Source organism: Arthrobacter gallicola (genome assembly GCF_014836775.1).
GTDB classification, from domain to species: Bacteria; Actinomycetota; Actinomycetes; order Actinomycetales; family Micrococcaceae; genus Arthrobacter_B; species Arthrobacter_B gallicola.
On sequence record NZ_JACSQD010000001.1, the window covers coordinates 153,299 to 166,717 of the forward strand.

Consider the following 13,419-nt stretch of genomic DNA (forward strand, 5'->3'; position numbering starts at 1 on the left):
ATGGCGGAGCAGGGACAATACCCCGAATATTGGGAAGCTGATGTCGTGTTGCGGGACGGCGGCACGGGCCATCTCCGGCCCGTCTCCCCGGGGGACGCCGAGGCGTTGCAGGCATTCCACATGAGGCAGTCGCAGAGCTCCATCTATCTGAGGTTCTTCACTTACAAGGCTAAACTGAGCGGCCGTGAGCTGAAGCGTTTCACACACGTGGATTACCGGAACCGCGTTGCGTTTGTCATCACAATCGGGTCCGAAATCGTCGGAATCGGCCGTTACGACCGGCTTGATGACCCCACTGAGGCCGAGGTTGCCTTTAACATCTCGGATGAGCATCAGGGGCGCGGGATCGGGTCGATCCTCCTGGAGCACCTGGCCGCAGCTGCCCGGGAGAACGGCATCCGCCGCTTCAGTGCCGAGGTGCTGCCGGAGAACCGCAAGATGCTCGGTGTCTTTGCGGACGCCGGGTACGAGGTGCGGCGGGCCTTCGACGACGGCGTGATCGCGCTGGACTTCGACATTGATCCCACGGACAAGTCCCGTGCCGTGATGGAAGCCCGTGAGCACCGCGCCGAGGCGCGCAGCGTCGCGGACCTGCTGGCGCCGTCGTCCATTGCCGTGATCGGGGCCAGCCGCGAGTGGGGCACCGTGGGATACCAGCTCATGGAGCACATCGTGGAGGGCGGCTTCACCGGGTCTGTCTATGCGGTGAACCCGGAGGCCTTTGAACTGGCGGGCATGGTGTCCTACGGAAAAATCTCCGAGGTCCCGGAACCGGTCCAGCTGGCCGTCATCGCCGTGCCGCACGAACAGGTGCTCGGCGTCGCGGAGGAATGCGCCGCTGCGGGCGTGAAGCACCTGCTGGTGGTCAGTGCCGGGTTCGACGACGGCGAGGCAGGCCTGGCCCGCCAGCGCACCCTGGTGCGGCGGGCCAGGGCCAACGGCATGAGGGTGGTGGGCCCGGCGTCCCTGGGGCTGATCAATACCCGGCCGGATGTCTCCCTGAACGCTTCCATGGCCCCGGCCCTGCCCCGGCGCGGCGGGCTGGGCCTGTTCAGCCAGTCCGCCGCGATCGGGGTGCTGCTGTACGCGGCAGCCCAGCGTCGCAGGCTGGGACTGTCCTCCAAAATCTCCGCCGGCAACCGGGCGGATGTCTCCGGCAATGACGCCATGCAGTACTGGGAGGACGACGCCGATACCCAGGTGGTGGGGCTGTACCTGGAATCTGTCGGGAACCCGCGTAAGTTCTCCCGCATTGCCCGGCGCCTGGCATCGAGCAAACCGGTCATCGTCGCGAAGTCCGACGTCACGGGACTGCACCTGCCTCCCGGGCATGCTGTCCGGCTGACGCAGGCGCCCAAGGGAGCGCTGGACGCGATGCTGCGCCAGTCCGGGGTTATCCGCGTGGACACGAACGAAGAGTTGATGGACGTGGCGCAGATTGCCTGCTCCCAGCCGCTGCCGCGCGGGAGAGGACTGGCGGTGCTGAGTAATTCGGTGGCTCTCGGCCGGGTGCTTGCCGACGCCTCGGGCGCGCTGGATCTGGAAACGGTGCACCTGCGCACGGACCTGGAGCTGGACCGGGGGATGAGCGTGGCCCTGCCGCTGCTCCGTGACGCGGTGGCGAAGGCGCTCGCCGATGAAGCGGTCCACTCCGCCGTCGTCACGCTGCTGCCCTCACCGGGGCTGACCACGGAACACATCGCCGAATGCCTGCTGGACTGCGCAGCGGAGGCGGATAAGCCCGTCATTGCCGTTTTCACCGGAATTATGGACCCCAGTCTCTCCGCGGAGGGGATCCTGGCGGAACGCGAGAGGCCGGCAGTGGCTGCCCGGCAAACCGGCGCCGGTGAAAACGGTGACGGGACGCCTGGAACAGGTGAGGACGGGGGAGGTCCCGCAGGCCGGCTCCCCGCGGGGCTCCCGTGTTTCTCCAGTCCGGGGGCCGCAGTAAGTGCCTTGTCCGCCATTGTCCGCTACACGGAGTGGGCGGGGCGGGAGCACGGACTTTTCGCGGATCCGGCCGGTGTGGACATTGACGGTGCGCACGCCTTTATTGCTGCGCAGATGTCCCGGGTGGCCAACACGGATCTGCTCCGCCTGGGGCCGGAGGAAACCACCGAACTGCTGGGCTACTACGGTGTCCGGCTGCTTCCGTCGCTGCCGTTCTCCACAGAAGATGAAGCGGTGGCGGCAGCTGAAAGCCTGGGCTGGCCGGTGGTGCTGAAGACGATGGACGAGCACCTGCGCCACCGGCTGGACCTGGGTGGCGTGCGGCTGAACATTTCCTCGCCGCAGTCGCTGCGCAGCAACATTTCCGAGATGCGGGCCGCGCTGGAGCCTTACGGCCGGTTTGAACTCGAAGTGCAGTCCATGGCGCCGTCCGGCCAGGGCTGCGTGCTGCGCGCCATCGAAGATCCCCTGCTGGGGCCGGTGATCTCCTTCGGCATCGCCGGAGACGCCGTGAATCTGCTGGATGACTGGGCGCACGGCATTCCGCCGCTGACCGACGTCGACATCGCCGACCTCGTCCGCACCCCCCGGGCGTCCCGCCGGCTGTTCGGCTACCAGGGGCTGCCCGAAGTGGATGTTGCCGCCCTGGAGGACGTCATTTCCCGGCTGGCACTGCTGAAGGATGAACACCCGGAGATTGCCCTCGTGGAGATCAACCCCATCCTGGTCTCGGTCCAGGGCGTCACCGTGCTCAGCGCGGATATCCGGCTGGGAAACCCCCAGCAGCGCACCGACAGTGCCCGGCGCGCAATGCGGGACTAGCCCTGCAGCCGGGGCCCGGCGGCAGCTGCCCGTAAGATTGCGCGTGCCTTTTTAGGTGCTCAGGCCCGGTCTGGGGGAAACTGGATACATGTCGCCGCTACTTTCCGCTGAACGCCGCAGCCTTGACGCCTCCATGGAACGCGCCGGCTTTTATCCCACCCTGCTGGCTGACGTGGTCCACGATGCCCTGGACGGCCGTGAACCGCTCTCCCACATCATCCATCTGGAAACCCATTTCGAGCGTACCGAGGTGCACCGGCACATCACCGTGCTGGTCCTCACCGACGACATGCTGGTGATCACCCATGTGGACGACCAGCAGCTGGATGAGGAGGGTGAGCAGATGATGGCCCAGGTCTCCACCGAATCCGTTCCCGTCTCCCAAATCCGCTCCGTGGTGCTCGGGTACATGTATTCCCAGCCGCAGAACTACAAGCCCTCAGACCAGGCCCGCGAACTTACCCTGGCCATCGCCTGGTCCGGCGGACAGCGGCTGGACATGGGGCCGGCCGGCTGCGCCGATCCCCAGTGCGAGGCCGACCACGGCTACACCGGCACCATTGCCCAGGAGGACATTGTCCTGCGGGTCAGCGCCGAGGCTGACGGCATCCAGGCGGTGCAGAACGCGAAGGCCTTTGCCCGCGCCCTGCGCAAGGTCAACACTGACACCGTGAACATGCGTGCCTTTGACGCCGCCGCAGACAGGCAGCGCATGCCAGGCATCGGCAGCCGCTTCAACCGCGGCCACCACCAGCGGTAGGGGCATGGAATCAGCATCCGCTCCCGCGGAACCGCTGCCCAAGGCGCCGGGATACGGCCAAAGCTCCGTCGCTGAGGTCCTGACCAGCGCGGCCGCGGCGCTCAGCGTTCCCGGCTACACGAACACCCTGGGGCTTCCCGCCGCACGCCGCGTCTGCGTCATCATGGTGGATGGTCTGGGGCGAAGCCTGCTCAAACAGCGGTCGGGGCATGCCCCGTATCTTCGCTCGCTGATGCATACCGGCCGCACGCTCAGTGCCGCTTTTCCGACGACGACGGCAGCCTCCCTGGCCTCGCTGGGGACCGGCCTGGCACCGGGGCAGCATGGCATGGTCGGCTATGACGTCCTCGATCCGGGCCAGGACAAAGTCGTTAATATGCTCGGCAACTGGGACGCGGGGGTGGACCCTAAACTGTGGCAGCCGTTCCCGACGGTGCTTGAGCGTGTGGCGGAGCATCTTCCCGTTGCCACCGTGAGCCTGCCCAGGTTCGGCGATTCGGCGATGACCCGCGCGGCCCTGCGCGGTGGAACCTTCGTTGCCGGAACCGGCATCCATGCCCGGGTCCAGGCCGCCGCGGAGACGCTCGCTTCCGAGAAGCGCATGCTGATGTACTTCTACTTCAATGAGCTGGACAAGGCCGGGCACCGGTACGGTGCGCAGTCCTCCGAATGGGGTGGAGCGCTGGAGGAAATTGATTCCGCCCTGAAGCGGTTCAGCACCAGACTGCCGCCGGACACTCTGGTGCTCCTCACCGGAGACCACGGCATGGTGGATACGGCAGTCCAGGACAGGTTTGATTTCTCCTCCGACCCGAGGCTGGTGGAGGGGGTGCGCCATACCGCGGGGGAGCCGCGGATGGTCCACCTGTATCTTGAACCCGACGCCCCGGCAGCCGCCCGGGAAGACCTGAGGGCGGCCTGGCGGCAGGCCTATGGTGCTAAGGCCTGGATCCTGACCCGGGCCGAGGCTGTCGAAGCGGGACTGTTTGGTTCCGTCCGTCCGGAGGTCCTGCCGCGCATCGGAGATTTGCTCATCGCGGCGCGGGAACCCATTGCCCTCTATGACATGCGGCGGACCAATCCGTCTGCTCTGCAGATGGTCGGGCAGCACGGGTCCCTGACCCGTGCCGAACGCGAGGTTCCGCTCCTGACACTCGCGCAGCCGGCCAAGGGCGGGCGGAAATAGCGATGGCGGAACTGGTTTTCTTCTCCGGCACCATGGACTGCGGTAAGTCCACCCTTGCACTGCAGATGGACTACAACCACAGCGCCCGCGGACGGGGCGGCATCCTCTTCAGCCGGAACGACCGTGCCGGGGAGTCTGTTATCTCCAGCCGTCTGGGCCTGCGCACACGTGCCGTGGAGGTCCGCGACACCACCGACTTCTGGGAGGAGGCAGTGCGCCGCCGCAGCGCCGGAGACCGGGTGGACTACCTCATCTGCGACGAAGCGCAGTTCTACAGCGAAGAACAGGTGGAACAGCTTGCCCGGATCGTGGACGAGCTGGGGATCGACGTCTTTGCCTTCGGTATTGCCACGGACTTCCGTACAAAGCTCTTCCCCGGTTCACAACGCCTGATTGAGCTCGCCGACCGGATTGAGGTCCTGCAGGTCAGGGCACTGTGCTGGTGCGGACGCAGAGCCACGCACAACGCCCGGACCGTAAACGGAGTCATGGTCGTGACCGGAGACCAGGTGGTGGTGGGGGATGTGGAGAAGCGTTCCCCCGAGCCGGATCCGGAGGCCCTTTTCGCACCGGAAGAAGCCGGTGCGGCACCCGTTGTTGGTTACGAAACACTGTGCCGGCGTCACTACATGCGCCGGATGGGTGCCCAGCAGGCGGCCAGGTTCAAGGAACTTGGCGAAGATCCCGGCGTCTGCGCCGTTGATACGCCGCACCCCTAGCACTTCATACGCCTAGTCTCCGCCCGCCCGGCATGCCGCGTGGCGGAGGCATGCAGCGGGCAGGGGAGCAGCCGGGTACAGCTAGTCGCCCTTACGTCCGAACACAATCTCGTCCCAGCTGGGGACCGAGGAGCGCTTGGGTTTAATCGGGCGGCGCTCCACGGGTTCCTTGGGCGTCTCTTCTGCCGGCGGGTGATCTTCGCGGGGTTCATCGCGGGCTGCGCCGGGTTCCACCGGCTCCGGACGGGAGCCGCGCACCGGCCGGACCAGAACACTGATTTCGCGCGTGGAAGTGCTGACCCCTTCATCAAGCCGCAGCGGGTCAGTCTCCGCCTCGGTGTCGTTCCCCACCGTTTCGGGCGCCGGAGGCAGCGCAGCCGGAGCCAGGCTCAACCTCCCGGTCCGCGGGCGGAGACTGGACTCCTCTTCAAGTTCGGCCTGTCCCTCCCGTGGATGGGCAGCAGGAATACTGCCCTTGGCCAGGAGCGCAGCCAGGGCATCGTCGCCGTCCTCATCGGTGCCCAGACGCTGCCCGCGCCGGGACCGGAGGACATTCAGCAGTTCATCGGTTTCTTCCCCGGTAACTCCGGCAGCTGCGTCCGGTTCGGGACCTTCGGCTTCGAAATCGAACACGCGGTCAGCCACGGCGGAAAGCCGCCGGGACGGCACGGGGGAGTCGACCGGGGCCAATTCGCTGAGCAGCTGCGCCCAGCGGTTGGCGTTGGTGACCTGACGCCGCAGCGGGTTGTAGGTCCAGCGCGCCGGCGGTTCTTCGCCAACCGAAACCCGGGACGCCTCCCCAAGGCTGAAGCGGGCGACGACGTCCCAGGAACCTTCGGGGCGCCGCCAGGAATCCCATTCCACCGTCTCGGGATCAACGCCGAACGCGCGGAGCCGGTGGCTGACCATCTCCCCAAGGTTGACGGGTGAGTCGCCGAAGGCCGAACGGTGGCTGTCCTGGGCCGCGGACATGGGAGCTGCGACCTCCACGCCCTGGGCCTGGCGGGCGATGTATTCCCGCTCGGCCAGCACCGGACCTTCGTAGCGGTGGATGTGGGCGATGTCGTGTCCGGAGAGTTCGGCGACCTCTTCGGCACTGGCGCCGGCGCGGATCCGTGCCTGGATGTCCCGCGGGGTCATGCTGGGACCGGCTTCGGGCTCTGCAGGGGTACCTGCCCGCCGTCCCTGGCGGGACGCGGCGACACGCAGGGCTTCATCAATGCGCAGCCGGAAGGTCTCGCCGCCTCGTCCGCTCAGCAGTAGATGTTCGCCGCCCTCGTGGATCCCCACAAGCCGTAGATCCTGCATGAAACAATCCTCGCTATCGATAGCAACTCCTTCTTGAAACAATGCCACCCGGGCTTCCAAATTCCTATCGTTTGGCCCGGTGTGGCGCGGATCCGCAACCTTGCGGGGCCCTGGCTCCCGGCGCCGGCGCCGCGGCTGGAATGGCCTGGCCCGGCTATTTCGTTCTCCCTCAGCAAAAATCTGTCTCCGGCGGGCACAAACGGCACGTCCGCGGCGTTGATAGTTCCTAGCCGCTCTAGCGACCCCGGGGAGACGCCTTCCTGGAGCTGCGGACCGGCTGGCAGATACCTTTCAGTACCTACACCGATGGTGAGATAAAAATTATGGCGACAGATTATGACGCGCCGCGCAAGGCCGACGAGGACGCCAGCGAAGAGTCAATTGAAGAGCTGAAAACCCGCCGGACCAATACCCAGTCCGCCGTGGTGGATGAAGACGAAGCCGAGGCTGCTGACAGCTTTGAACTGCCGGGCGCTGATTTGTCCGGCGAGGAACTGATGATCCGGGTGCTCCCGGCACAGTCCGACGAATTTACCTGTGCGTCCTGCTTCCTGGTCCGCCACAGGTCCCAGATAGCGAAGGAAAAAGACGGCCTCTACTACTGCGTTGAGTGTGAAGGCTGACCCCGCGGTTCTCCGGGGAGGCTAGGAACGCAGCGCGTCGACCAGCTTCTCCGGGTGCCGGGTGGAGGTGAGCCAATACGGGGTCCGGTCCGCCGGATCCGTGATTTCGATCTTCACGACCGGGCTGATCCAGCCGCGGAAGCACATGAAGGCGGTGCCGTTCAGGGCCGGACCGCGCTGCTGCGTGGCGTCCTCCCCGCGGAAGGCCTCAACATCGCCGATCCAGCGGCGTTCGATCTGGGCGCGCCCGACCTGCAGCGTATCCGCGGTAACCCGGATAACGGGCGTGGACAACAGCAGCAGGACGGTGAGGCCGACGGCGGCAACCAGGGCAACCACAATGCCCACTTCGATGCTGATCGGCACAAAAGCCAGGAGGAAGGTTCCGGCGATACCGGCTATGACCACCCAGATCCAGGCGGCGGGCAGCAGCCGCTCGGAGTACAGCACGGTCTGGGAAGGGCTCTGGTCAGCAGGGGTTGACATACTCCTAGCTTTCCACCTTTGAGCGCTCTTTTCATCCTGGGCTTCAGCCCGCCGGACTCCCTGCGCGCCGGGGCAGGTGCGGGCAGGCCCAGGCGCTAAAGTGGCAGAGGTGCTGTTATAGGCCCTGAACCAAACCCTCAACGAAACCCGGAGACAGCTGTGCAGCAAGCAGGACCCAGTGTGAAAGTCCAGCTGAAGATGCTCGACGACGGCCTCGAAGCGCCGTCCTACGCCCACCCAGGTGATGCCGGAGCGGACCTGCGCTCCCGCATCGACGTCGAACTGGCACCCGGCGAACGCCGGCTGGTGCCCACCGGCGTGTCGATCGCACTGCCCTTCGGCTACGTGGCGCTGATCCACCCCCGCTCCGGGCTGGCCACCAAGCACGGGCTGAGCATTGTTAATGCACCCGGAACGGTCGACGCCGGCTACCGGGGTGAAATCTCCGTCACACTGTTAAATACAGATGTGTCAGAGCCGATCAGCCTGAAGCGCGGTGACCGGATTGCCCAGATGGTGATCCAGCGCGTGGAATACGCGGACTTTGAACCGGTGGACGAGCTCACCGGCTCGGTTCGCGGAGCGGGCGGTTTCGGTTCCACCGGCGGCTTCGGCACATCCCCGGCCTAGTGCCGGCACATCCCGGGCTGCAACGGCCCGGCTCCAGATGAGGAAAGAGGACTAGGCGATGGCATTTGGGCGCCGTAAGAAAACGAACCCGCAATCCGCTGACGCAGCAGGATCCGCCGAAGCACCGGTGCCCCCGGCCGGCACGGGAAAGGATGCCGCGGGGAACGCTGGCCGCGGGCCTGAGCATGGACCCTTCGACGCCGAGGACCGGCCCTCAGAAGAGGGCTACGTGGACCTTGGGGCACTGCGCATCGCGGCAACCCAGGGACTGGCCCTCCGGCTCGAAGTGGAGGAGAAAACCAAGCGCGTAGTCGCCGTGACCCTGGATCTGGACGGTTCCAGCCTCCAGCTCCAGGCCTTCGCGGCGCCGCGGTCGGAGACCCTCTGGGATGAGATCCGCGCGCAGATCGTCAAGTCCGTCTCATCCCAGGGCGGCACGGCAGACGAGCTCGAGGGCAGGCTTGGCACCGAGCTTCTGGCCAGGGTTCCGGCTCAGGCGCAGGACGGGTCCAAAGGTTACCGGGTAGCGCGCTTCGTTGGCGTCGACGGCCCGCGGTGGTTCCTCCGCGGCGTCTTCGGCGGACCGGCAGCCATGAACCCGGAGGCCGCTGCGCCGCTCGAAGAAGTGTTCCGCAACGTCGTCGTGGTCCGCGGTGACGCACCCCTGCCGCCCCGCGATCTGCTGCAGCTGACCCTGCCAAAGGACGCCTCACCGCTGCCCCGGCGCGGCACCGAGGCAACGGGAGATGCATCGAAGCCGGAGCCGCCGCAGCGTGGCCCGGAAATCACGACCATTGGCTAGGCGGATGCCGCCGGCTGCAGGAGCTTCGGCCCTGCTCAGGATTGCCGATCTTCCGTCCCGGGGCCGGGTCCACAGCAGCGGCTACGTTGGATCCGTCACCCTGGCTCCTGCAGGCGCTCCGCCCCGCTTCTGCGCAGTGCTGGATGAGCTTCAGGGCGTTTACAGTGATCCCGGCGCCGAGCAGGCCCGCCGCCGCGTGCGGCTTGTCTGGATTGGCCAGCGCCGCATCCCGGGGCTCGTGGCGGGAACCCAGGTAACCTTCGAGGGCATGGTGAGTACCGTCCAGGGATTCCCCACCGTTTTTAACCCGCGCTACGAAATCATGGGACGTCCGGAAGGCGAGCAATGAACACCAGCCCAGAACACGAAGGCAGGGACAGGGACAAAGCCCAGCCTTCGATGAGTGAGCTGGCAGGCCAGTACGCTGCCCGCTCCGGGGTCGAACGCGGCGGCGACGGCCAGATTGATGTCCTGAAGTCCATCGGCGGAGTCCGAGGGCTGGCCGAGGCAATCCTTCCCGGCCTGCTGTTCACCCTGCTCTTCACCATAACCGGCGGCCTCTATCTTTCCCTCGGGGCTGCCGTGGTGGCCGCGGGTGCCTTCGCGGTCGCTAACCTGGTGCAGAAGCGGCCCCTGGTGCAGTCACTGACCGGCGTCATCGGCGTCGCCATCTGTGCTTTCTTTGCCCTCCGCAGCGGCAGCGGCTCCACGTACTTCGTCCCCGGGTTCTATACCAACGGTGCGTACATCCTGGCCTTCGTGGTGTCGATCGCGGTGAAGTGGCCGGTCGCCGGACTGTTGTTCGGATTCATCCGCGGCGAGAACCTGGAGTGGCGTTCCGACCCGAAGCGCCTTCGCGCCTACGCGCTGGCCACCTGGATCATCATCGCCGTTTTTGCTCTGCGCCTGGCGGTGCAGCTGCCGCTGTACCTCGCCGACAACGTTGCTGCCCTGGGAACCATGCGGCTGGCGATGGGCGTTCCGCTCTACGCCCTGGGCCTGTGGCTCGCCTGGGTGATTTCCCGGCCGCAGCCGGTGCGCGGCCAAGAAGCCTGAACCCGGCTACGCTCCGCCCCCGGCGGACGGCGAGAGCAGGGCACGCAGGTCCTCCTCCGCAGCGATAGTCGTCACGAAGAACAGTTCATCCCCGCCCTCGATCACATCGTCGGGGCTGGGGGTAATGGGTGCATCGTCCCGCAGGATCGCCACAAGCGTGGCGTCCTGCGGCCACGGCACGGACCCCACCCGGGAACCGGCCATGGGCGAGGCCGCCGGTACCGTGAACTCCACCATGGAAGCCACACCGGTCTGCAGGGTCAGCAGCCGTACCAGATCCCCGACCTCCACGGCCTCCTCGACGAGGGCAGTCATCAGCCGGGGCGTGTTCACGGCCACGTCCACACCCCAGGAATCGTCGAACATCCAGTCGTTCTTGGGGTTATTCACCCGTCCCACCGTCCGCGCCACACCGAACTCGGTCTTAGCGAGCAGCGAGACCACCAGGTTGACCTTGTCATCCCCGGTGGCCGAAACCACGACGTCGGCCTCGTCCAGCTTCGCGTCCTTGAGTGTTGTCAGTTCGCAGGCGTCGCCGATCAGCCAGCGGGCGCCGTCGAGGCCGCTTCGTCCCTCAGTCTCGGGTTTGGGATCAATGAGCAGTACCTGGTGCCCGTGGGAGAGCAGTTCCTTGGCAATGGTGGATCCGACGCTTCCTGCCCCGGCAATCACGACTTTCACTGGATCTCCTTAGCGGGGGAGTGGGACAGAATGCGGCTGATTTCCGCCGTTCGGTCCACGTTCATCATCGCGTGCAGGACGTCGCCCTGCTGGTAGCTGGTATCAGGACGCGGAAGCATGCCCTCCCCGAACCGGGTGACGTAGGCGATGCGGACGCCCGCCGCGGCCTCGACGGTGTGCAGGGGATGGCCAAGCCAGGACGGGTCCAGGGAAAGTTCACCCAGGATCAGCCGCCCGGAAGACTCGCGGAAATCACCGTTGATGCTCTGCTCCGGCAGGATCCGCCGCAGCACCTGGTCGGCGCTCCAGCGGACGGCGGCCACCGTGGGGATGCCCAGGCGCTGGTAGATCTCCGCCCGCCCCGGATCGTAAATGCGGGCAACAACGTGCGGCACATGAAAGGTCTCCCGGGCCACGCGGGTAGCGAGGATATTGGAGTTGTCCCCGCTGGACACCGCCGCGAAGGCAAAGGCCTCTTCGATTCCAGCCTGCATCAGCGTGGTCCGGTCGAAACCCACGCCGGTCACCTGCGCGCCGCCGAACGTTGGACGCAGCCGGCGGAAAGCCCTGGGCTCCTGGTCAATGACGGCCACGGAATGGCCGGCGTTGTCCAGGGTATGGGCGAGCATTGCCCCGACCCGGCCGCATCCCATGATCACGTAATGCGCCACCTTGCTTCACCTCGGATTTCCGGCGGATACCCCGCCTGCTGCTGCACCCGTTTTTGGGCCAAGGGACAGCTTAGTCCGGCCCCGGGCTGAAATCGTGGTGTGATGGTGTTTTGGCACCAACACGGAAGTCCCACAGCACCATGCTTCAGGAAAACATGCCCAGCGAGATCGAACTGACCATTGGCGCACCCGCCCACGGCGGCCACTTTGTGGCCCGGCATGAGGGCCGGGTGGTTTTTGTCCGCCACGCGCTTCCCGGTGAACGTGTGCGGGCCCGGCTGACCGATGCAGGGGAGAAGGCGAAGTTCTGGCGGGCTGACGCCGTCGAAATCCTTGAGCCCTCACCGCACCGGGTGGATCACTTCTGGGCGCCGGCCGATTCGCTGCGCGCCGCCGGCCGGGACCGGCTGCCCGTAGGCGGCGCAGAGTTCGGACACATTGACCTTGCGGAGCAGCGCCGGATTAAGGGCGCAATCTTCGCTGAACAGCTGCAGCGCCTTGGCGGCGTCCAGCGCGAGGTCACCGTCGAAGCCGCTCCGGGAACCGGAGACGGGCTGGGCTGGCGCACCCGCGCCAGCTTCTCCGTGGCTCCGGGCGGAAAGCTTGCCATGCACCCGCACCGCTCCGAAGACCTGATTCCCGTTCAGGAAATGCCCCTGGCCTCAGACGCCATCAACGCCCTGAAACTGTGGGAGGTGGACTTTACCGGCGCGGACCGGGTGGAAGTTGCCGCCCCAGCCGCCGGCGGTGCGCCGCTGGTCCTCGTCATTCCGTCCCCGGGAGCGCATCCGCGGACGCTGGCCCGCATCGCCGGTGAAATCGGCAGCGCTGCCGACTCCGCCGCCGGGGAAACCGTATCGGTTGCGGCCTGGGATCCCGAAGAGCACGTACTGACCCGGCTGCGCGGCCGCACCTGGGTCCGGGAAACCGCCCTGGGGCATGACTTCCGCGTAACCGGCGCCGGATTCTGGCAGATTCACCACAGTGCCCCCGAAGTACTGGCGTCCGCCGTCCGCGACGGACTGGACGTGCAGCCGGGGGAGCGGGTGGCGGACCTCTTCGCCGGTGCGGGCCTGTTCACCGCTCCGCTGGCTGATGCTGCCGGAGAGACCGGGCATGTGCTCTCGGTCGAAGGTTCCCCCGGAGCCAGCCGGGATGCCCGCAAGAACCTCTTCGCCGCACCGCAGGTCGAAGTGGTCCAGGGACGGGTGGACAAGGTGCTGCGCAGCCATGAAGGCGCGCTCGACGTCGTCTTGCTGGATCCGCCGCGCACCGGGACGGGCCGCACCGTGGTCGGTCAGATCAGCGCCGCTGAGCCGCGGGTCATCGGCTACATCTCCTGCGACCCGGCGTCCTTCGCCCGGGACCTGGGCTGGTTCCGGGAGGCCGGCTGGGAGCTGGATTCACTCCGCGTCTTTGATCTGTACCCCCACACACACCATATGGAGTCCTTCGCGGTCCTGCGCCGGCCCTGAGAATACCGGCGGAAGCGCTTCGGCTGACCGGCCGGCCTGCTGCCCGGGTGTGGCGAGCGTAATGCTGCCGCCCGGCGCGGTGGGCCGGGCCGCCGAACCCGCTTCCGGCTAGGATGGGGATTAGTTGTCTGGCTCCGTGCCGTAGGGATTCCCGCTGGGGCGCTATGCACGGCAGGGGAACCGACCTTCCTGGGAATCACCCACCATTCCCCGGCTGGCCCCTTCAGCTATGCCGGTTAGGAAATCCTAA

At 66.6% G+C, this 13,419-nt stretch carries 14 protein-coding genes; 10 read left to right on the top strand and 4 right to left on the bottom strand.

What is annotated here, in order from left to right; genetic code table 11:
- From H9639_RS00650 to H9639_RS00665, 4 genes are all read left to right on the top strand, one after another.
- On the top strand, positions 1-2,772 hold the full coding sequence (locus H9639_RS00650; protein WP_191806234.1) for a bifunctional acetate--CoA ligase family protein/GNAT family N-acetyltransferase: 2,772 nt from the start codon (positions 1-3) through the stop codon (positions 2,770-2,772).
- A gap of 88 nt (positions 2,773-2,860) precedes the next feature.
- On the top strand, positions 2,861-3,532 hold the full coding sequence (locus tag H9639_RS00655) for a DUF5998 family protein (protein WP_191806235.1): 672 nt from the start codon (positions 2,861-2,863) through the stop codon (positions 3,530-3,532).
- A 4-nt stretch (positions 3,533-3,536) separates the two neighbouring features.
- Complete coding sequence (locus tag H9639_RS00660) at positions 3,537-4,718, top strand: alkaline phosphatase family protein (protein WP_191806236.1); 1,182 nt, start codon at positions 3,537-3,539, stop codon at positions 4,716-4,718.
- A gap of 2 nt (positions 4,719-4,720) precedes the next feature.
- A complete protein-coding gene (locus H9639_RS00665) occupies positions 4,721-5,437 on the top strand; it encodes a thymidine kinase (protein ID WP_191806237.1) in 717 nt (238 codons plus the stop codon).
- A gap of 81 nt (positions 5,438-5,518) precedes the next feature.
- Here the strand turns inward: H9639_RS00665 and sepH are convergent, their stop codons facing one another.
- Entirely contained in the window at positions 5,519-6,745 is a 1,227-nt protein-coding gene (sepH, locus tag H9639_RS00670; RefSeq protein ID WP_191806238.1) for a septation protein SepH, read from the bottom strand.
- Between the two features lie 323 nt (positions 6,746-7,068).
- Between sepH and H9639_RS00675 the strand changes: the two genes are divergently transcribed.
- Positions 7,069-7,368, top strand: coding sequence for a DUF4193 domain-containing protein (locus H9639_RS00675; RefSeq protein ID WP_066301157.1), 300 nt, complete (start codon positions 7,069-7,071; stop codon positions 7,366-7,368).
- 21 nt (positions 7,369-7,389) lie between these two features.
- Here the strand turns inward: H9639_RS00675 and H9639_RS00680 are convergent, their stop codons facing one another.
- Positions 7,390-7,854: a DUF3093 domain-containing protein gene (locus H9639_RS00680; protein WP_191806239.1), complete on the bottom strand. Its 465-nt coding sequence runs from the start codon at positions 7,852-7,854 to the stop codon at positions 7,390-7,392.
- A 159-nt stretch (positions 7,855-8,013) separates the two neighbouring features.
- Between H9639_RS00680 and dut the strand changes: the two genes are divergently transcribed.
- From dut to H9639_RS00700, 4 genes are read left to right on the top strand one after another with little or no spacing between them, the layout of a single operon-like run.
- Positions 8,014-8,484 (top strand): dUTP diphosphatase, encoded by a 471-nt coding sequence (gene dut, locus H9639_RS00685; RefSeq protein WP_404799697.1) that lies wholly within the window; start codon positions 8,014-8,016, stop codon positions 8,482-8,484.
- A gap of 58 nt (positions 8,485-8,542) precedes the next feature.
- Positions 8,543-9,286 (top strand): DUF3710 domain-containing protein, encoded by a 744-nt coding sequence (locus H9639_RS00690; RefSeq protein ID WP_191806240.1) that lies wholly within the window; start codon positions 8,543-8,545, stop codon positions 9,284-9,286.
- A 4-nt stretch (positions 9,287-9,290) separates the two neighbouring features.
- Complete coding sequence (locus tag H9639_RS00695) at positions 9,291-9,635, top strand: hypothetical protein (protein ID WP_191806241.1); 345 nt, start codon at positions 9,291-9,293, stop codon at positions 9,633-9,635.
- A complete protein-coding gene (locus H9639_RS00700) occupies positions 9,632-10,342 on the top strand; it encodes a DUF3159 domain-containing protein (RefSeq protein ID WP_225219040.1) in 711 nt (236 codons plus the stop codon). Before H9639_RS00695 ends, H9639_RS00700 begins: the two co-directional genes overlap by 4 nt.
- A 6-nt stretch (positions 10,343-10,348) precedes the next feature.
- Here H9639_RS00700 and H9639_RS00705 read toward each other — a convergent pair whose 3' ends face one another.
- Together H9639_RS00705 and H9639_RS00710 are read right to left on the bottom strand one after the other, a co-directional pair.
- Complete coding sequence (locus H9639_RS00705) at positions 10,349-11,023, bottom strand: potassium channel family protein (RefSeq protein WP_191806242.1); 675 nt, start codon at positions 11,021-11,023, stop codon at positions 10,349-10,351.
- Positions 11,020-11,694 carry a potassium channel family protein gene (locus H9639_RS00710; protein ID WP_191806243.1) on the bottom strand — a complete coding sequence of 225 codons (675 nt, stop codon included), beginning with the start codon at positions 11,692-11,694 and terminating at the stop codon, positions 11,020-11,022. Before H9639_RS00710 ends, H9639_RS00705 begins: the two co-directional genes overlap by 4 nt.
- Before the next feature lie 155 nt (positions 11,695-11,849).
- Between H9639_RS00710 and H9639_RS00715 the strand changes: the two genes are divergently transcribed.
- Positions 11,850-13,169: a class I SAM-dependent RNA methyltransferase gene (locus tag H9639_RS00715; RefSeq protein ID WP_225219041.1), complete on the top strand. Its 1,320-nt coding sequence runs from the start codon at positions 11,850-11,852 to the stop codon at positions 13,167-13,169.
- Positions 13,170-13,419: the final 250 nt, after the last annotated feature.